Source organism: Cupriavidus sp. FW305-46, assembly GCF_058787075.1.
The window spans coordinates 23,832-42,428 of the sequence record NZ_JBYSZI010000022.1 but is presented as its reverse complement, the minus strand read 5'-3'; the positions used below and the strand labels follow the sequence as shown (position 1 = coordinate 42,428).

Annotated in this window: 16 protein-coding genes; 14 read left to right on the top strand and 2 right to left on the bottom strand. The window is 66.1% G+C overall.

Annotated elements, in window-relative coordinates; genetic code table 11:
* Nucleotides 1–168: 168 nt before the first annotated feature.
* The gene (locus AC3WON_RS13055) at nucleotides 169–573 is read right to left on the bottom strand and encodes an acyl-CoA thioesterase (protein ID WP_037025319.1); all 405 of its coding nucleotides are present in this window, start codon (nucleotides 571–573) and stop codon (nucleotides 169–171) included.
* Between the two features lie 108 nt (nucleotides 574–681).
* Between AC3WON_RS13055 and AC3WON_RS13050 the strand changes: the two genes are divergently transcribed.
* The 4 genes from AC3WON_RS13050 to AC3WON_RS13035 all read left to right on the top strand — a co-directional run bounded on the left by AC3WON_RS13050 (nucleotide 682) and on the right by AC3WON_RS13035 (nucleotide 5,564).
* The gene (locus AC3WON_RS13050) at nucleotides 682–2,580 is read left to right on the top strand and encodes an ABCB family ABC transporter ATP-binding protein/permease (RefSeq protein WP_492351980.1); all 1,899 of its coding nucleotides are present in this window, start codon (nucleotides 682–684) and stop codon (nucleotides 2,578–2,580) included.
* Between the two features lie 204 nt (nucleotides 2,581–2,784).
* Nucleotides 2,785–3,927 (top strand): ABC transporter substrate-binding protein, encoded by a 1,143-nt coding sequence (locus AC3WON_RS13045; RefSeq protein ID WP_492319044.1) that lies wholly within the window; start codon nucleotides 2,785–2,787, stop codon nucleotides 3,925–3,927.
* Nucleotides 3,924–4,778, top strand: coding sequence for an ABC transporter ATP-binding protein (locus AC3WON_RS13040; protein ID WP_492319045.1), 855 nt, complete (start codon nucleotides 3,924–3,926; stop codon nucleotides 4,776–4,778). Before AC3WON_RS13045 ends, AC3WON_RS13040 begins: the two co-directional genes overlap by 4 nt.
* 12 nt (nucleotides 4,779–4,790) lie before the next feature.
* Nucleotides 4,791–5,564 (top strand): ABC transporter permease, encoded by a 774-nt coding sequence (locus AC3WON_RS13035; RefSeq protein ID WP_010813920.1) that lies wholly within the window; start codon nucleotides 4,791–4,793, stop codon nucleotides 5,562–5,564.
* A 7-nt stretch (nucleotides 5,565–5,571) separates the two neighbouring features.
* Here the strand turns inward: AC3WON_RS13035 and AC3WON_RS13030 are convergent, their stop codons facing one another.
* The gene (locus tag AC3WON_RS13030) at nucleotides 5,572–6,342 is read right to left on the bottom strand and encodes a GntR family transcriptional regulator (protein ID WP_492319046.1); all 771 of its coding nucleotides are present in this window, start codon (nucleotides 6,340–6,342) and stop codon (nucleotides 5,572–5,574) included.
* Between the two features lie 203 nt (nucleotides 6,343–6,545).
* Here AC3WON_RS13030 and AC3WON_RS13025 point away from each other — a divergent pair, with 203 nt between their 5' ends.
* From AC3WON_RS13025 to AC3WON_RS12980, 10 genes are all read left to right on the top strand, one after another.
* Nucleotides 6,546–8,045, top strand: coding sequence for a class I adenylate-forming enzyme family protein (locus AC3WON_RS13025; RefSeq protein ID WP_492351979.1), 1,500 nt, complete (start codon nucleotides 6,546–6,548; stop codon nucleotides 8,043–8,045).
* Nucleotides 8,042–8,830, top strand: coding sequence for a citryl-CoA lyase (locus tag AC3WON_RS13020; RefSeq protein ID WP_492351978.1), 789 nt, complete (start codon nucleotides 8,042–8,044; stop codon nucleotides 8,828–8,830). Before AC3WON_RS13025 ends, AC3WON_RS13020 begins: the two co-directional genes overlap by 4 nt.
* Nucleotides 8,831–8,887: 57 nt before the next feature.
* Complete coding sequence (locus AC3WON_RS13015) at nucleotides 8,888–9,847, top strand: VOC family protein (protein ID WP_492319049.1); 960 nt, start codon at nucleotides 8,888–8,890, stop codon at nucleotides 9,845–9,847.
* 85 nt (nucleotides 9,848–9,932) lie between these two features.
* Complete coding sequence (locus tag AC3WON_RS13010) at nucleotides 9,933–10,571, top strand: alpha/beta hydrolase (protein WP_492351977.1); 639 nt, start codon at nucleotides 9,933–9,935, stop codon at nucleotides 10,569–10,571.
* An 18-nt stretch (nucleotides 10,572–10,589) separates the two neighbouring features.
* Nucleotides 10,590–11,648 carry a maleylacetate reductase gene (locus tag AC3WON_RS13005; protein WP_492351976.1) on the top strand — a complete coding sequence of 353 codons (1,059 nt, stop codon included), beginning with the start codon at nucleotides 10,590–10,592 and terminating at the stop codon, nucleotides 11,646–11,648.
* A gap of 90 nt (nucleotides 11,649–11,738) precedes the next feature.
* Nucleotides 11,739–12,083 carry a YciI family protein gene (locus tag AC3WON_RS13000; RefSeq protein ID WP_492319052.1) on the top strand — a complete coding sequence of 115 codons (345 nt, stop codon included), beginning with the start codon at nucleotides 11,739–11,741 and terminating at the stop codon, nucleotides 12,081–12,083.
* A gap of 137 nt (nucleotides 12,084–12,220) precedes the next feature.
* Nucleotides 12,221–13,186 carry a sialidase family protein gene (locus tag AC3WON_RS12995; RefSeq protein WP_492319053.1) on the top strand — a complete coding sequence of 322 codons (966 nt, stop codon included), beginning with the start codon at nucleotides 12,221–12,223 and terminating at the stop codon, nucleotides 13,184–13,186.
* 40 nt (nucleotides 13,187–13,226) lie between these two features.
* A complete protein-coding gene (locus AC3WON_RS12990; protein ID WP_492351975.1) occupies nucleotides 13,227–15,623 on the top strand; it encodes an efflux RND transporter permease subunit in 2,397 nt (798 codons plus the stop codon).
* Between the two features lie 50 nt (nucleotides 15,624–15,673).
* Nucleotides 15,674–17,266 (top strand): DUF1302 family protein, encoded by a 1,593-nt coding sequence (locus tag AC3WON_RS12985; RefSeq protein ID WP_492351974.1) that lies wholly within the window; start codon nucleotides 15,674–15,676, stop codon nucleotides 17,264–17,266.
* A gap of 24 nt (nucleotides 17,267–17,290) precedes the next feature.
* On the top strand, nucleotides 17,291–18,541 hold the full coding sequence (locus AC3WON_RS12980) for a DUF1329 domain-containing protein (protein WP_492319056.1): 1,251 nt from the start codon (nucleotides 17,291–17,293) through the stop codon (nucleotides 18,539–18,541).
* Nucleotides 18,542–18,597: the final 56 nt, after the last annotated feature.

Genomic DNA, 18,597 nt, shown 5'->3' with positions numbered 1-18,597 from the left:
CTTTGCGCGCGTGTCGATAGAGTCACCGTGCTGGCTGCCGCGCTGGCGGGGGCGGTCCTCGCACATTGGGCGGTTGTGTTCACTGTAACCAGGATCATTGCGCTGTAGTGCCAAGGGGGCGGCGCAAATGGACAGGACATTGGAAGGAATGTATTGACCTGCCGCTCCTCAAGCCGACGGCAGCATCCGCGGCTGCCGCGATTCATCCGTCGCCACATACGTCAGCGTGGCCTCCGTCACCTTGACGATCTCATTGCTGTGGCGCATCCGTTGCGCGTAGACCTCGACCGACACCGTGATCGAGGTACGGCCGGTCTTGACGATGTCCGCATAAAAGCTGACCAGGTCGCCAACGAACACCGGATGCTTGAACAGGAAGGAGTTGACCGCGACGGTGGCCACGCGGCCCTGGGCGCGTTCCACCGCCGGGATCGAGCCGGCGATATCCACCTGCGCCATGATCCAGCCGCCGAACACGTCGCCGTGCACATTGGCGTCGGCGGGCATGGGCACCACGCGCAGAGCGGGATTCTTGCCGGCGGGCAGGGCGGGGACGGTGTGGGGAGCGTTCATGACGGTGTGTGGTGGACTGCGGAAGGAGGCGGAGCGCGGCGAAAGACCCTTCGCCTGCCACGTAATGCGAACTCTGCGACAATCGCGCATTGGCTCGAATTCTAACGTATGCGCCGCTATTCCACGACCGCTGAGCCGGCCCCCGCTCCTGCTTCAAACACGCTCTTTCCCGGTCAGCGCGCGCCCCGCAGCGACTGGCAGACGGTGCGCAACCTGCTGCCCTATGTCTGGCACTACAAGTGGCGCGTGATGCTGGCGCTGGCGTGCCTGGTGTCGGCCAAGGTGGCCAACCTGGGCGTGCCGGTGCTGATGAAGCAGTTGATCGACAGCATGAACCTGCAACCGGGCGATCCGCGCGCGCTGCTGGCGGTACCGGTGGGGCTGATTGTTGCCTACGGGCTGCTGCGGCTGTCGGCGACGCTGTTCACCGAGTTGCGGGAGATGCTCTTTTCCAAGGTCACGCAGAGCGCGGTGCGCGAGATCGCGCTGCAGGTGTTCCGGCACCTGCACGCGCTGTCGCTGCGTTTCCACCTGGACCGGCAGACCGGCGGCATGAGCCGCGACATCGAGCGCGGCACGCGCGGCATCCAGTCGCTGATCTCGTATTCGCTGTACAGCATCCTGCCCACGCTGGTCGAGATGGGCCTGGTGATCGGCTTCTTTATCCTGCACTACGACATCTGGTTCGCGGCCATCACCGGCTGCGCGCTGGTGGGGTATATCGTCTTCACCATCGTGGTGACGGAATGGCGCACGCATTTCCGCCGCCGCATGAACGAGCTCGATTCGCGCGCCAACCAGAAGGCGATCGATTCGCTGCTCAACTTCGAGACCGTCAAATACTTCGGCAATGAAGAGTACGAGGCGCAGCGCTACGACGAGAACCTGCGCAAGTACCGCACTGCCGCAATCCGCTCGCAGAACTCGCTGTCGTTCCTGAACTTCGGCCAGCAGACCATCATCGCGCTGGGGCTGATCCTGATCCTGTGGCGCGCCACCGTGGGCGTGGTCGACGGCAAGCTCACGCTGGGCGACCTGGTGCTGGTCAACACGCTGATGATCCAGCTCTATATCCCGCTGAACTTCCTCGGCGTGATCTACCGCGAGATCAAGCAGGCCACCACCGACATGGACCGCATGTTCGTGCTGCTGGGCACCAACCAGGAGGTGGCCGACGCGCCCGGCGCGCAGCCGCTGCAGGTCAGCGGCGCGCAGGTGCGCTTCAGCGACGTGCGCTTCAGCTATGAGCCGGACCGGCTGATCCTGGATGGCGTGGATTTCACCATTGCGGCGGGCACCACCACCGCCGTGGTCGGTCACAGCGGCTCGGGCAAGTCGACGCTGGCGCGGCTGTTGTTCCGCTTCTACGACGTCAACGGCGGCGCCATCGAGATCGACGGCCAGGACATCCGCGCGATCACGCAGGACAGCCTGCGCCGCGCCATCGGCATCGTGCCGCAGGACACGGTGCTGTTCAACGACAGCATCTTCTACAACATCGCCTACGGCCGGCCAGACGCCAGCCGCGACGAGGTCATCGCCGCCGCGCGCGCCGCGCAGATCGACAGCTTCATCCGCGAGCTGCCGCAGGGGTACGACACCCCGGTGGGCGAGCGTGGCCTGAAGCTGTCCGGCGGCGAGAAGCAGCGCGTGGCGATCGCGCGCACGCTGCTGAAGAACCCGCCGGTGCTGGTCTTCGACGAAGCCACCTCGGCGCTGGATTCACGCACCGAGCAGGCGATCCAGGCCGAGCTGATGCGGCTGGCGCAGAACCGCACCACGCTGCTGATCGCGCACCGGCTGTCCACCGTCGTGCATGCCGACCAGATCCTGGTGATGGACCACGGCCGCGTCGTCGAGCGCGGCACCCATGCCGAGCTGATGCGCGCGCGTGGCCGCTACGCCGAGATGTGGGACATCCAGGCGCGCGCCGCCGCCAAGGGCGGCGAAGCCGTGGGCGCGGATGCACTGGCACTCGACGTGGGCGACGCCACGCAGGACGCCTGACGGGGCTGCATTCTCCTGCATCCGCGTGCACCAAGGGGTGGCGGGCATTGTCGACAATCATTGCCGACGATGGCGCTGCGGCAATCGCCTCGCACGTTTTTGGTTCGGCAATCGCTTGCGGGCCCGCCCTGAAACGGGGCTGAAAAACCTGGCACGTCCCTTGCGGACGAATCCCTCCGAGATCACGATCAACGGAGAGATTCCATGCCTCATTTCCACGCTGCGCTAGCGTCCGCCGGCGTTTGCGCTGCTGCCGCCGAGAACCATGAACATACCGGCACGCGCGCGTCCCGCACTACGGCACGGCGCCGCCTGCTGAAGCTCGGCGTGATGATCGGCACCAGCCTGGTGCTGTCGACACAATTCGCCGGCGCGGCCCACGCGCAGGCTGCACCAACCAAGCTCCGCTTCCAGCTCGACTGGCGCTTCGAAGGGCCGGCGGCGCTGTTCCTGCTGGGCGAGCAGAAGGGCTACTACAAGGCCGAGAAGCTCGACGTCTCGATCGACGCCGGCAACGGCTCGGGCAACGTGGTCAACCGCGTGGCCTCGGGCACGTACGACATGGGCTTCGCCGATATGTCGTCGGTGATGGAGTTCTACGGCAACAACCCCGACGCGAAGAACAAGCCGGTGGCCGTGATGATGGTCTACAACAACACGCCCGCCGCCGTTCTCGCGCTGAAGAAGTCCGGCATCCGCGCGCCGAAGGACCTCGCCGGCAAGCGCATGGGCGCGCCGGTGTTCGACGCCGGCCGCCGCGCCTTCCCGATCTTCGCCAAGGCCAACGGCCTGCAGGCGTCCTCGTTCAACTGGCAGGCGATGGACCCGACGCTGCGCGAGACCATGCTCACGCGCGGCGACCTCGATGCCATCACCGGGTTCTCGTTCACATCGATCCTGAACCTGAACGCGCGCGGCGTGAAGGATGAAGACATCGTGGTGCTGCCGTACCCGCAGTTCGGCGTGAAGCTGTACGGCAACGCGGTGATCGCCTCCGAGGAATTCATGAAGAAGAACCCGGAGGCAGTGAAGGCCTTCCTGCGCGCCTTCAGCAAGTCGGCGCGCGACGTGATCGCGCGGCCGGAAGAGGGCATCAAGGCGGTCAAGGCGCGCGACGGCATCATCGATGAGAAGCTGGAAGTGCGCCGGCTCAAGCTGGCGCTGGACAGCGTGGTCAAGTCGCCGGATGCGAAGGCCGAGGGCTTCGGGCGCATCAGCAAGCCGCGCCTGTCGCTGATGGCCTCGCAGGTGGCCGATGCCTTCGGCACCAAGGGCCGCATCAACCCCGATGCGCTGTGGACCGATGCGTTCCTGCCCAGCGCGGCCGAACTGGATGTGCTGCGATGATGACACGCCAGGCTGCCTTCATGCCTGCCTCTGGCGGGAGCGCCGCGCCCGCGGCCGTGGAACCCTTTGTCGATTTCAACCGGGTCTGGCTGGCGTATAACGACGAGCTCGCGCACAAGGGCGAGTTCGCGGTCGAGGACATCTCGTTGCAGGTGGCGCCGGGCGAGTTCATTGCCATCGTCGGCCCGTCCGGCTGCGGCAAGTCCACCTTCATGAAGCTGGCGACCGGGCTCAAGCCGGCCACGCGCGGCGTCGTGAAGATTGCCGGCCAGAAGGTGACCGGCCCGCTCAAGCAGGTCGGCATGGCCTTCCAGGCGCCCACGCTGCTGCCGTGGCGCACCACGCTGGACAACGTAATGCTGCCGCTGGAGATCGTCGAACCATATCGCTCCACCCTGCGCGCACGTCGCGACGAGTACGTCGAGCGCGCGCGCAAGCTGCTGCATACGGTGGGCCTGGCCGGCTACGAGGACAAGTACCCGTGGCAGCTGTCCGGCGGCATGCAGCAGCGCGCCTCGATCTGCCGCGCGCTGGTCCACCAGCCGCGCATGCTGCTGCTGGACGAGCCCTTCGGCGCGCTCGACGCCTTTACGCGCGAGGAGCTCTGGTGCGTGCTGCGCGACCTGTGGCAGGCGCAGCGCTTCAACGTGATCCTGGTCACGCACGACCTGCGCGAGGCCGTGTTCCTGGCCGACACCGTCTACGTGATGAGCCAGCGCCCGGGCCGCATCCTGATGCGCAAGGAGATCGACCTGCCGCGCCCGCGCGACCTGGAACTGACCTATACCGAGCCCTTTGCCGACCTGGTGCACGTGCTGCGCGAGAAGATCGGCCATGTGCGCCAACACTGAGGCAAAGCTACCATGATGACTCTCACTTCCGCGCAGGAGCGCCGCGTGCAGCGCGTGGCGCCCTGGCTGCTGCTGGCCGCGGTGCTGCTGCTGTGGCAGGGCGCGTGCATGGCCTTCGGCGTGTCCGACTTTATCCTGCCGACACCATCGGCGATCGTGGCCTCGCTGGTGGAATATGCCGACGTAATCGCCGGCCATGCGTGGCGCACCTTCTGGACCACCATGGTGGGCTTCGGCGTAGCCATCGCCGTGGGCGTGCTGCTGGGGCTGGCAATGGGCTCGTCGCGGCTGCTCTATGCCGCCAGCTATCCGCTGATGACGGCCTTCAACGCGCTGCCCAAGGCCGCCTTCGTGCCGATCCTGGTGGTGTGGTTCGGCTTGGGCGCGGGTCCGGCCATCCTGACCGCGTTCCTGATCTCGTTCTTCCCGATCATGGTCAATATCGCCACCGGCCTGGCCACGCTGGAGCCGGAGCTGGAGGACGTGCTGCGCGTGCTCGGCGCCAAACGGCGCGACGTGTTGTTCAAGGTCGGTCTGCCGCGCGCCATGCCGTATTTCTTCGCATCGCTGAAGGTGGCGATCACGCTGGCCTTTGTCGGCACCACGGTGTCGGAGATGAACGCCGCCAACGAAGGCATCGGTTACTTGCTGGTGTCGGCCGGCTCGGCCATGAAGATGCCGCTGGCCTTTGCCGGGCTGGTGGTGATCGCGGTGATGGCGATGGCGATGTACGAGCTGTTTGCGGTGGTCGAGAAGCGCATGACCGGCTGGGCCCACCGAGGCTAGCCATGCTTCAGCTGCCGGCCTGCGTCAACTGGTAGCTCGTGCAATAGCTGAAGCGGCTGGCCGGATGGACACCGGTGGTCACGACAATGGCCTGTTCACGCAGGAAATAAGTCCGGGTGATGCGCAGCCCGGCCGATTTGTCGGGGACCTGCAAGGCCTTTGCCTGAGCGCCTTCGATCAGCCAGCCTTCCACTTTCTGCTCGACGCGGGTGATCTTGATCCCGTACTGCTTCTCGACCATCGTGTACACCGGCACGTCCAGGGTCTCGCCGAGCTGGGACAGGGCACCATATGTGCCGTCGACGTAGATGTCGACCAGCGCAATCGGCTCGAGGGCGGGCGGGCAGCCATAGCGCGTGCCGGCAATGTGGAGCCACGCGGCGCCGGGCGCGCAGCGCAGCAGTGCCGCCAGGGCTTCATCAGCCTGGATGGTGCTGCTTCCTGAGGTGCGCAGCGTCGTGCCCTTGGCGTAGCTGACCAGGTCGGCCGGAGAGTCCATGACTTGCATGAAGCGGCTCTGCGGCCGGTCCGCGATCACGCGCGTGCCCACGCCTGCTTGCCGGGTCACCATGCCGAGGCTGGTCAGCTTCTGCACGGCCTGACGCACCGCGTACCGGCTCAGATTCCACCTTTCGCACAATTCGGCCTCGGTCGGCAGCAGTTCGCCGACCGGTGGGCGGCCGCCGATGATTTCCTGCATCAATGTGCGTGCCAGGTCCAGGTGGCGCGGAGTGTTGGCGGCCAGCGCGGCCGCGTAGGCGTCGGTGTCGTCTTGCATGCTTTCAAGCGCTTTCAGAGTCGCTTCATGGTCGCGGGGCAGAGGGAACAGGCTGCCTCCAGCCTTTTGCCAATGCTAGCACGGGCGGCAGGGTTTTTCCTAATATTCGAATGTTCGAACAAACTTCTATAGTTCGAGCCATCGAAGGGCGGCGAGCCGTTTTTCGCCTCGATGCCGTCCTTGTTTCCTGGAGATTCCCAAGCATGTATCCCATCGACTTCCTGTGGCGCGCCGCCCACCGGTATCCCGGCCGGGTGGCCATCATCGGCCCCGCCGGCGAGCTGTCGTTCCGGGCGCTGGCAGACATGGTGCTGCAGCGAGCCGCCGCACTCACCGCGATCGACCCTGCGCCGCGCAGCCGGGTCTGCGTCGGGGCCGCGAACACGGTTGACCACCTGGTGGCGATCCTGGCAATCCTGGCCGCCGGCAAGGTGTGGATACCGCTGAACCCGCGCAACGGCGACCCCGAGCTGCACCGCATCGTTGATTTCGTCGAGCCGTCGCTGGTGCTGGCCGATGCCGAGATGGCGGCGCGGCTGGTGGGTATCACCGTGCCAGTGCGTCCGCTGGCAGACCTCGCTTGCCATGCGGGTGACGTCAACACGGTCATGATGGGACCCCACGGGCGCGGTGGTGTCCCCCTCGACGCCGCGCAGGCGATCAAGTTCACCGGCGGCTCGACGGGGTTCCCCAAGGGCGTGATCCAGCCGCTGCGCGCCTGGAACGCGAACATCGCCACCCAGATCCATGAACTGGGCCTGACGCCGGATGACCGCTACCTGGTGGCCGCGCCGATCACGCACGGCACCTCGACCTACATGCTGCCGTTGCTGGGCGCTGGCGGCGCATTGATCTTTCCGGCGCACAACAAGGCGGCGGCATTGCTTGATGCGGCGCAGGCCCATGGCGCGACGCTGTTCTTCGCGCCCCCGACGCTGATTCTGTCGCTGGTGGAAGAGCAGCGCCGCGCGCCCCGTGGGCTGCGTTCACTGCGCTACCTGGTCTACGGCGGCGCGCCGATGCGCCCGGAACAGATCCGCGATGCCCAGGCGGTGTTCGGTCCGATTCTCTGCACGTCCTTCGGCCAGACCGAGGCGCCGCAGATCATCACCTTCCTGCCGCCGGGCGACATGACCGGCACCAACCTGGCTTCCGTCGGAAAGCCATCGCTGCTGACCCGGGTTGCCATCGTCGACAAGCACGGCAACGTGCTCAAGGCCGGGGAGGAGGGTGAAATCGCCGTGCGCGGCGACCTGGTGATGAGCGGCTACCTGAAGGCGGAGCAAGAGACCCGCAAGACGCTGGTCGACGGCTGGCTGCGCACGGGCGATGCCGGGGTCCTTGATGAGCGCGGCTACCTGTTCCTGCGCGACCGTATCCGTGACGTGATCATCACCGGCGGCTTCAATGTCTACCCCAGCGATGTCGAGGTGGTGCTGTCCGCGCACCCCGCTGTCGCCGACTGCTCGGTGGTCGGCATCCCGGATGCCAAGTGGGGCGAGGCCGTCCACGCGGCCGTGCAACTGCGCCCGGGCATGCGTGTCGACGCCGCCGACCTGATTGCGCTGGTCAAGCGCGAGCTGGGCTCGGTCAAGACGCCCAAGCAAGTACACCTGTTCGATGCGCTGCCGCGCAGTGCGGTGGGCAAGGTGCTGAAGCCCGCGGTCCGGGCAACCATCGTGGGCACCGGGAGCGCATCATGAGCCAGCCGCAAGCGGGCGCCGCGCCGCGCACCAGGCTCTGCCACTACACCACGCAGGCGGTCTACTACGGCGACGATGACCTGGTGGGCGACCTGCTCGGCCAGGCCAGCTTTGTCGATGTCTTCATGAAGCAGACCTTCGGCAGCGCGCCGACCGCGGCCCAGCGCCGCATCGTCGAAGCGGTGTTGGTCACGCTGATGGAGCACGGCATGACGCCGAGTGCCATCGCCACGCGCATGATCTATGCGAGCTCGCCGGAAAACCTGCAGGCGGGTGTGGCGGCCGGCTTGCTTGCGGTGGCCAGCCAGTTCATCGGCACCATGGAGCCGGCCGCCGGCCTGCTTGACCAGATCGCGGTTGCCGGCGAAGCGGGCGCTGCCGAGGCGCAGCGCATTGCCCGGGACTACCGCGCCAGGCGCGAGGCGGTGCCTGGCTTTGGCCACCACCTGCACCGCCCGGACGATCCACGCGCCCTGGCCTTGCTGGCGCTGGCGCGCGAGCTTGGCACCCATGGCTCGCGCTGCGCCGCGCTGGCGCTGCTTGCCGCCGAGGTGGATGCCGCCGCCGGGCGCCATATCACCATCAACGCCACCGGTGCGATCGCCGCCGTGCTCGGCGACATCGGCATCCCGGCCAGGCTGATGCGCGGTTTTGCCGTGCTCAGCCGCACGGCTGGCCTGATCGCCCATATTGCCGAAGAGCAGCGCGAGCCATCGGGGCGGTTCATCTGGGACCTCGTTGACCACGCGATGAAGCCCCCACATCCCGCGGACCAGCCAGGCTGACGATCCCGGTACGGCCTTGCGCACCTTTTCCATCAGAAAACAGCAAGAGGAGACAACATGACACAAACGGACCAGTCCATTCAGCGCCATCACCACATCACGCTGAGCGTGGGCACCGCACAGGACGACTATGACTTCCACACCAAGGTGCTGTCGCTCAAGAGCGTGAAGAAGACGCTGATCTATGACGGCGGTACGCCGTTCTATCACCTGTACTACGGCAACGACGTCGGCGAGGAGAGCACCCTGATCACCTGCTTCCCGGTGGCGCATTTCGGGCGCAAGGGCAAGCGTGGCACGGGGCAGATCGGCAGCCTGGCGCTGTCGGTGCCGGTATCGGCGATTCCGTTCTGGGAGAAGCGCCTGGCCGACCATGGCTTCGAGGTCCGCCGTTCGGAACGGTTCGGGGAAACGGTGCTGGCATTCGCGCATCCCTGCGGTGTCGAGTACGAGCTGATCGGCATTGCCGACGATGCTCGTAAGCCTTACTCCAACGGCGAAGTGCCTGCGGAGCTGGCCGTCCGCGGCCTGCATACGATCGCGGTCAATGTGCGGGAAATGGAGACTTCGCAGGAGTTCATGCAGACCGGCTGGTCGGGCCGCGAGGTGGCACGCGACGGCAAGTACACCCGCTACGCATTTGGCGACGGCGGCTCCGGCAAGTTCGTCGACTATGCGCTCGAACCCGGCATGCCCCAGGCGAGCTGGACTTACGGCGAGGGTACGGTGCACCACTGCGCGTTCCAGGTCGAGGATCGCATGGTCCAGGACCTGGTCAAGGCCCGTCTCGAGGGGATGGGCCTGACCGATACGTCGGAGCGCAAGGACCGCGGGTATTTCGAGTCGATCTACGTGCGCACCCCCAGCGGTGCGATGTTCGAGGCCACGGTATCCAAGCCGGAAGCTTTCCTGATCGACGAGCCCTACGAACGCCTGGGCTCGGAGCTGAAAATCGCACCGCAGTTCGAGAGCCAGCGCGCCAGCATCCTGCAGTCGCTGGAAACCCTGAACTATTGAGAGAACGGGCATGGCAGGGCCAACGCCCTGCCGCTCGCCCATCGCCCGTTATGCCGGGAAGACTATGCCTGACATCAATCCCCACATGCAGACGCCGCTGAGCGTGTTCGATGCGCCGGCTGGCAACGCGAAGCTCGCCGCGATCCTGGTGCATGGGCGCGGCCAGTCCCCCGCGCTGATGCGCGAGCTGCTGGTCAGCCGCATCAGCCACCCCGGGGTCGCATGGTTCGCGCCGCTGGCGGCGGACAATTCCTGGTACCCGGAGCGCTTCATCGCCCCCCTCGACACCAATGAGCCGAGGCTCTCGCAGGCGCTGGAGCGCATCGACGTCCTATCCGAGGCGCTGCTGGCCATGGGCTTTCCTTACGCATCCCAGGTGCTGGTCGGGTTTTCACAGGGCGCTTGCCTCTGCAGCGAGTTCCTCTGGCGCCAGCGCCGCAGGTATGCGGGGCTGATCGCCTTCACCGGCGGACTGATCGGACCGCCCGGCATGCCCCGCGACGGCTCGCATCGCGAACTCGAAGGCATGCCGGTGCTGCTCTCCACCTGGGACCAGGATCCGCATGTGCCCGCCGACAGCGTGCGCGAGTCGGCCTCATGGTTCAGCGCGGTCGGCGCCGACGTCACCCTCAAGGTGGAGCCGGGCAGCGAGCATGGCATCCGCGACGCGGAAATCACCTATGCCAATACCCTCCTGGCTGCTTGCGCGCCGGGAACCTGTTGATCATCTGGAGCAGTCACCATGCAGTCATTCGTGCATGAATCCCGCGCTTGCCGCGTCGTCTTCGGCCGCGGCGCACGGCAACACCTTCCGCGCGAACTGGACCAACTGGGGCTGGGGCGGGTGCTGGTGCTGACCACCCCGGAGCAGGTGGCGCTCGGCCAGCAAATCGCCGATCTCCTCGGGGACCGCTGCGTCGGCGTCTACGGCGAAGCCGTGATGCATGTGCCCGCAGACGTCGCCCGCGCCGCGGTCCAAGCCGTGCATCGGGCCGGCGGCGATGGCTGCGTGGCCGTTGGCGGCGGCTCGACCATCGGCCTGGCCAAGGCGATCGCGCTCAACGCGGATTTGCCTATCATCGCCTTGCCGACGACCTATGCCGGCTCCGAGATGACGCCGCTCTACGCCATCACCGAGGGCGGTCTGAAACACGCCGGCCGCGACTGGCGCGTGGCGCCGCGCAGCGTTATCTACGATCCGGATCTGACGCTGACGCTGCCCCAGGGCCTCACCATGACCAGCGGCATGAATGCCATCGCCCATGCGGCCGAAGGCCTGTACGCAAGCGACGGCAATCCGGTCTACAGCCTGATGGCGGAGGAGGGCATCCGCGCCCTGGCCAGTGCGCTGACATGCCTGAAGCGCGCTCCCACGGATGCCGATGCGCGCGGCGACGCGCTGTACGGCGCCTGGCTGTGCGCCACCGTGCTGGGCAACCTGCAGATGGGTCTCCACCACAAGCTGTGCCATACGCTGGGTGGCAGCTTCAACCTGCCGCATGCGGAAGTCCACACCGTCATGCTGCCTTACGCGCTGGCCTACAACGCCGCGTCGGCGCCGCAGGCGATGGCGCGCATTGCCCGCGCACTGGGTCGCGGGCCCGCCCCCGCCGGCCTGCGCGAGCTGGGCGCGGCGCTTGGCGTGCCGCGGTCCCTGCGCGAGATCGGCATGCCGGCGCACGGCCTCGATCATGCCGCGGACCTGGTGGTGCAGACGCCATATCCCAATCCGCGCCCGATCGAACGCGGGCAGGTCCGGGAGCTGTTGCAGCGGGCCTACGAAGGCGCCGATCCGGCCTGACCGGCGAGCCGCCTGAACGAGAACACCCATCCTGATCCCATACCAGCGCGCAGGGTCCGATGACCGGGCGCCGCAGTGGAGTTACTTGCCATGCCATACATCATTCGCGGCTACTTCCGGCAGGACGTTGCGCAGGCGCGCCTCAAGCTTCGCCCTGAACATATCCGCCACATCCTGTCCAGGTTGCCGGAGATCGTCTGCGCCGGTGCGTTGTGCGGGGAGGACCAGCGTCCGCAAGGCCTGTTTCTCGCCGTCGGCTGCACCGACAGAGAGCAGGCGCAATTACTGATCGCGGACGATCCGTACTGCCGCGCAGGCTTGTTCGAACGGATCGAGATCGAACCCTTCCTGCAATTCGTCCCGCATCCCAACCCGCGCATCCTGCACGAGGAACTGGAGCGCGCGCTGCAGAGCGCAACCATGGCTGCGCGATAAACCTGCCCGGCGCCGGCTAGCGTCCGCGTAGCCGCCGCGTATCCCCTGAGCTTGCCATGCAGTGAAACCCTGCGGGGCGGAATTCGCCCGCGGCCGGCGCAGCCTTGCGCATCCTATTCAGAGAGAAGACCTGAACCATGCAACGTATCAAACGCATCCTGCTGTCCGGCTTGCCCGTGGCCATCATTGGCGGGCTTCTTTATGCCGGCTTGTTCGTCAAGCCCAAGCCGGCAGGCAAGTCCGTCGCGCAGCCGCTGGTGGAACGCGGCGACGCCTTCTACGGCCTCGCCGTGCTGCCCGATGGCCGCATGTGGGCCGTGGGCACGAACGGGAAGATCCTGCACAGCGACGATGCGGGACAGGGCTGGCACATGCAGCGCACCGCCAGCCAGGAGACCTTGCAGGACATCGCCGCCTGGGATGCGCGCCGCGCGGTGGCGGTCGGCAATGAGGGTGTGGTCCTGACCACGGCCGACGCCGGCCTGACCTGGGCCCCGGCGCAGGCACCCAGGTCAGCCATCAGCAACAAGCTGATGCGCGTCCATGTGAGCCAGGACGGCAGTGCGTGGGCGGTCGGCAGCGGCGGCGTGCTGCTGCGCTCGCGGGACTACGGCAAGCGCTGGGAGTCCGCGGCGCAGGGCGAGGACACCGCATGGAACGGCATCGCCTTCGACGGGCCGCGCGGCTGCGTGGTGGGCGAGTTCGGCCGCATCCGCATCACCGGCGATGCCGGCGAGCGCTGGACCAGCGTCGCCAGCCCGGTCAAGCACAGCCTGATGTCGGTCAGGTTCAGGGATTCCAGCCACGCCATTGCCGTGGGCCTCGGCGGAACCGTGCTGGTCAGCGACAACGGCGGCGCCAGCTGGACGCAGGCCGCCAGGGCCACCGACGAGGACCTGCTCGACGTCGCCTGGGACGGCAGCCAATGGATCGCCGTGGGAGACAAGGGGGTGGTGCTGGTGGCCGGCCCGGATGCAGGCAGCTGGCGGCTGACGCGGTTCGAGCCGCTGGACCGCCGCTGGTACACGCGCGTGCAGCCGCACGGCGGCAAGTACTACGCCACGGGCTCGCGCCTTGCCGTCAAGGAAGCGGCAGCCCTGTAGACGCATTGTCCAGGGACGACCGAAGAATATGGAGGAGAACATGAATACGACAGAACAGGGCAGGCTCGAACGCTTCGTCGAGTCCTGCATACGCCGGCGGGCCTACGTGACCGGCATCTTCCTGCTGGTCACGGCAGTGATGCTGGTGGCCGCGCTGCGGGTGGAGGTCAGGACGGTCTTCGAAGACCTGCTGCCGCGCAGCCATCCCTATATCCAGGTCCATGAGCAGTACAAGCAAGCGTTCGGCGGCTCGAACGTGGTCAGCCTCGTGCTCGAGGCCGAGCAGGGCGACATCTTCAACACCGCGTTCCTCACCAAGGTGAAGTCGGTCACGTCCGCCCTGCAACAGGTGGACGGGGCGAACCAGTTCCAGATCGTTTCGCTGGCATCGCGCAAGCTCAAGGAAATCCGCGGCTCGACCGAGGCCATCGATTCCAGCCCGCTGATGTGGCCCGATGTCCCGCAGGACCAGTCGGGGCTGGAGGCCCTGAAGCAGGCCGTGCTGAATAATCCCCTGGTCTATGGCGCCTATGTCTCGAAGGACCTCAAGGCTGCGCTGGTCACGGTGGACTTCTATGAAGGCGCCGCCGACTACAACAAGATCTTTCCGCAGGTGAGGGCGATCGCCGATGCCGCGCGCGGCGACGGCGTGCGGGTGCGCGTGACCGGCGAGCCCATCCTCTACGGCTGGGTCAACCACTTCCTGCCGGAGACGCTGCACATCTTCCTGCTGACGATCGGTTGCCTGGTGCTGCTGCTCTTCGTCATCGCCCGTACCTGGCGCGGCACGCTGCTGCCGCTGCTGGCGGGCCTGAGCAGTGCCATCTGGGCGCTCGGTGCCGCGCGCCTGCTGGGCTATAACCTGGATCCGCTGGTGATCGTGATCGCCTTCCTGATCACCGCGCGCGCCATCTCGCATTCGGTGCAGCTGGTGTCGCGCTTCGACGAAGAGCTTGCCGCGGGCGCGGACACCACGCGCGCGGCGGCCAAGGCCAGCATGCTGCAGCTGTTCAAGCCAGGCATGCTGGGCGTGGTGGCCGACGCGGGCTGCATGATCGTGGTGGTGCTGACGCCGATTCCGCTGATGCACAAGGTGTCAATCATCGGCACGGTGTGGGTGATGACGATCGCATTGAGTGCCTGCGTGATGACGCCGGTGCTGCTTTCGTGGGTGCACTACCCGCGCGGGTATGCCCATCGGCTGGATCTCGGGCCCGGCATCGACCGCATTTTGGGCGTCTGCGTGCGCAGCGCCACCTCGCGCTGGCGCTATGCAGTGCTGGCCGGGGCGGCGGCGGTGTTTGGCGTGTCGGCGTGGTACGCGACCCGTATCCAGGTGGGAGATGCCCAGCCTGGCTCACCCATCCTCTGGCAGGACTCTGCCTACAACCGCGATGCGGCGGCCATCAACCGGCAGTTCCAGGGCGCTGACCGGCTGTACGCGGTGTTCGCGGGGCACCAGCCTAACGCGGTCAAGTCGCCCGCGGTGCTGGCGAGCATGGCGGGCATGCAGCGCTACATGGCGGCCCAGCCAGAGATCGGCGGCAGCGCGTCGATCGCGGACGTGATCCCGATGGTGCGCCGCGTACTGAACGAGAACAACCCGCGCTACCAGGAGCTCGGCCGCACGGCACAGGAGAACGGCGAGCTGATGTACATGTTCGTGTCGGGTTCCGATCCCGGCGACATGGCGCGCTTCACTGATGCCCAGGCCCGGGATGCATCGGTGACGTTCTACTTCCGCGACCACCAGGGCGAGAGCATCCGCACCGCCATGGCGCGGCTCAAGGCCTACGTCGATGCCCATCCGCTGGCGGAGGGCAGCTACCGCCTGGCGGGCGGCCTGGTCGGGGTGCTGGCTGCGGTCAACGAGGTGATTCTCGCCGGCCAGATCGAAAGCATCGCGCTGGCCTTGCTGGTGTTGGTGATCTGCTGCGCGGTCGCCTACCGCTCGGTCACGGCGGGCATCTTCTTCATGGTGCCGGTGATCCTGTCCAACACCATCACCTTCAGCTACATGGCGTGGAAAGGCATCGGCATGAACCTCAGCACGCTGCCGGTGGCCGCGCTGGGTATCGGCCTCGGGGTCGACTACGCCTTCTACATCGTCGACGGCATCAAGGAAAAGATCGCCGAGGGCAAGGACCTGTCCGCGGCCACCATCGCCTCGCTGCTGGGCGCCGGCCGTGGCGTGGTCGTGACCGCGCTGACGCTGACCACCAGCGTCGTGCTGTGGTGCGCATCCTCGCTGAGGTTTCAGGCCGATATGGGCGTGTTGATGGCGATCTGGCTCTTCGTCTCGGCGCTCAGTGCCCTGTTCATCATGCCGGCAATGGTGCTGGTGTTCCGGCCGGCATTCATCGTGAAGGCGGCAGGCGAGCGAACGGCGCCCGGCGGCGGCCAGGATCTCGCCATGCGCGCAGTGCCCGAGGCCTAGCGCCTCGGCCAGTCAAAAGAAATAAAAGCAAACACCAACAGGAGGAGACCGTGACATTGAATTCTTGGGGAGAGCGGCGCATGAAGTCCGGCGCCGCAGGCCTGGCGCTGATGCTGCTGGCGGCGTCGCCAAACGCGCTCGCCGCGGATGCGGAAGAGGCTGGCGCGACGGCCGCGGCCAGCGCGGAAAGCGCCGACGGCGGCGACGGTAAATCAGATGACTACAGCTTCCGCCTGGGCGGCTATGCGCGCACGTGGGCCTCTTTCAATCTGCAGAATCCGCCGGAGACCAGCCGCAATGACCGGTTTTCGCCATCCATGCTGCGCGCGGCGCTGCTGCTCAATGCCGACGCGAAAACCGGACCGGTCACATGGAAGGTGGTCGGGCGGGCCGAAGGGGAGTACAAGACGCGATACCTGAAGGACCTGGAGCAACTGAATCGGTCCAACTCGCCAGGCGGGCCGGGCAGCCGGCTGATGGACCAGTATGACCAGGCCGACCTGCGCGAGTACTACATGGAGTTCGCGCCCGTGGAGCGGGTCAACTTCCGCATCGGCAAGCAGCAGGTCGTCTGGGGCGAGACCGATTTCTTCCGCGCCCTGGATCTCGTCAATGGCTTCGATTACCGCTGGCGCTCCTTCCTGGAGCGCGAAGGCGACGAACTGCGCAAGCCGTTGTTCCTGGTCAAGGCCAAGGTCAATGTGCCGGAGGCGGACGGCAGCCTGCAATTGCTGTATCGGCCAGGCATCGACCGGAACCGGGACATCGGCAACAGCTACGATCTCTACGGCGGCCGCTGGGCGGGGCAGCCTTACAAGGGCGTCGACTTCCTGGCGCCCGGCGCGCTGAACTACAACTATCGCCACCCGGGAGCGAATGTCAGCGATCAGACCGGAGGCGTACGCTGGGAAGGGATCGCGGGACCGGTGAACTATTCGCTGGCCTACCTGAAGACATTCAACAACGACCCGGTGGTGAACTCGGCCTTCGCGCCTTCGGGTGCCGCGCCGACCGGCGCGCTCGGGGATTTCATCTTCCCCAAGATCGACCTGTTCGGCGCCACCGTCAGCGGCTATGTGCCCGCCATCGACTCCGTGCTGAGCACGGAGCTGGTCTACACGCGCAACGCGCCTTACAACATCGGCACCAGCTTCTTTGGCGGTGCCCTGCCGGGCTTTGGCGGGATCATCAAGAAGGACGTGGTCACCACTATGTTCCGGATCGACAAGAGCCTGAACCTGACGAAGCTGCTGGGCACCAGCCGGCCGTCATTCTTCTCGGTCCAGGTGTTCGACAAATGGATCCAGAACTACAAGCGGTCGGACGATATCGTCAACCTGGTGGGCTATGGCGCCGCGGCCAAGGAGCACTCCACCATCGCCACGGTGATACTGGGGCTGAATTACAGGAACGACAAGATCAATCCGCAGCTTGCCGCGGGGGTGGACCTGCAGGGCCGCGGGGGCTTCCTGATCCCGAGCGTGGAGTTCGTCTACGGCGACCACTGGCGCCTGGTGCTGGAGGCGGATCTGTTCTTTTCCAAGAACAAACGTCAGCCCGGCCAGGTGGAGGGGTCGACGCGCCTGTTCGGCACCTTTGCCAACAATAGTCAGTTCCTGGCCCGCCTGACGCGACAGTTCTGACAGTTCCAAATAAGGAGATACATCATGTATCGCATCCAGAAGACACTCGCGCTGTGCATGCTTGCCGCGCTAGGCGGCACTCTTGCCGTCGCCGCTGAACTGCCCGCCGGCACCGTGATCGACAAGGCCAACATCGACAAGGTCAAGAACGACACCTTCGACGGCCACACCATTGCGAGCCTGCTGACCGAGAAGCTTGAATGGCAGATCCGCAATACCGGCCTGACGATTCCGCTTGGCCACGCCAAGCCCGTGCAGCTCGATCCCAAGTACCTTGAGGCGACCCGCAAGAACGCGGGCAAGGCGCAGTTCGATGAAAAGACGCGCGAGGTCACGGGTTGGGAGGCCGGCATTCCCTTCCCGCAAGTCAGCCAGAACGACCCCTTTGCCGGCGACAAGCTGATCTGGAACTTCTATTACGCCTCACCGGAAGGGGACGTCATCAACAACAAGGTCACCTTCCTGATGATCAGCGGCGACAAGGGCCTGGAGTCGACGCAGGACTGGGTGTTCCAGCGCTATTACATGAAGGGACGGCTCAGCGGCGACAAGCCGGTGCTGGGGGATGGCAGCGTGCTCAGCAAGACGCTGTTCGCCGCGACCGCGCCGGAGGATATCCGCGGGCTGGGCACGTTCACCATCCGCTATGACAGCCCGAAGGTGGAAGACAGCTGGGCCTATATCAAGTCGGCCCGGCGCACGCGGCGCCTGTCCGGCGGGGCGTGGATGGACCCGGTGGGTGGGCTCGATGTGCTGAACGACGACATCTACGTCTGGAACGCCAGGCCCTCGTGGTATCCGAAGATCAAGCTGGTGGGCAAGCGCTGGATCCTGGCAATTTCGGATGCCAGGCTCGGCTACACCCCGTCGAAGAAGGGGACGCCGGACGAATGGAAGACCGTGGACCTGAAAAACGCGCCGTACTGGAACCCGGTGCAGACCTGGCAACCGCGCGAGGTGTGGGTGATCGAAGGCACGCCGCCGGGCGAGCACCCGTACGGCAAGAAGGTGGTCTATATGGACGTGAACTATCCGCGCGTCTACATGGGCGAAGCCTATGACAAGAAGGGCGAGTTCTGGAAGTTCATCAACTTCCATATGACCCCGTCAGTGGGCGAGGACGGTACCAAGTACTCTTCTTCGATCCAGGGCGACATCATCGATTTCAAGGCGCGCCACGCTTCGATCTACATGTTCCGCGGCTACAAGCTCAATGAAGCGAAGATCAAGGAAGGCGACATGACCTACAGCGCGTTGGAGTCCATCGCCAAGTAACAAGCCGACCTTCACAAGCGCGGCCCGGACCGCGCTTCTTCTGGTGCCAGGCCCGC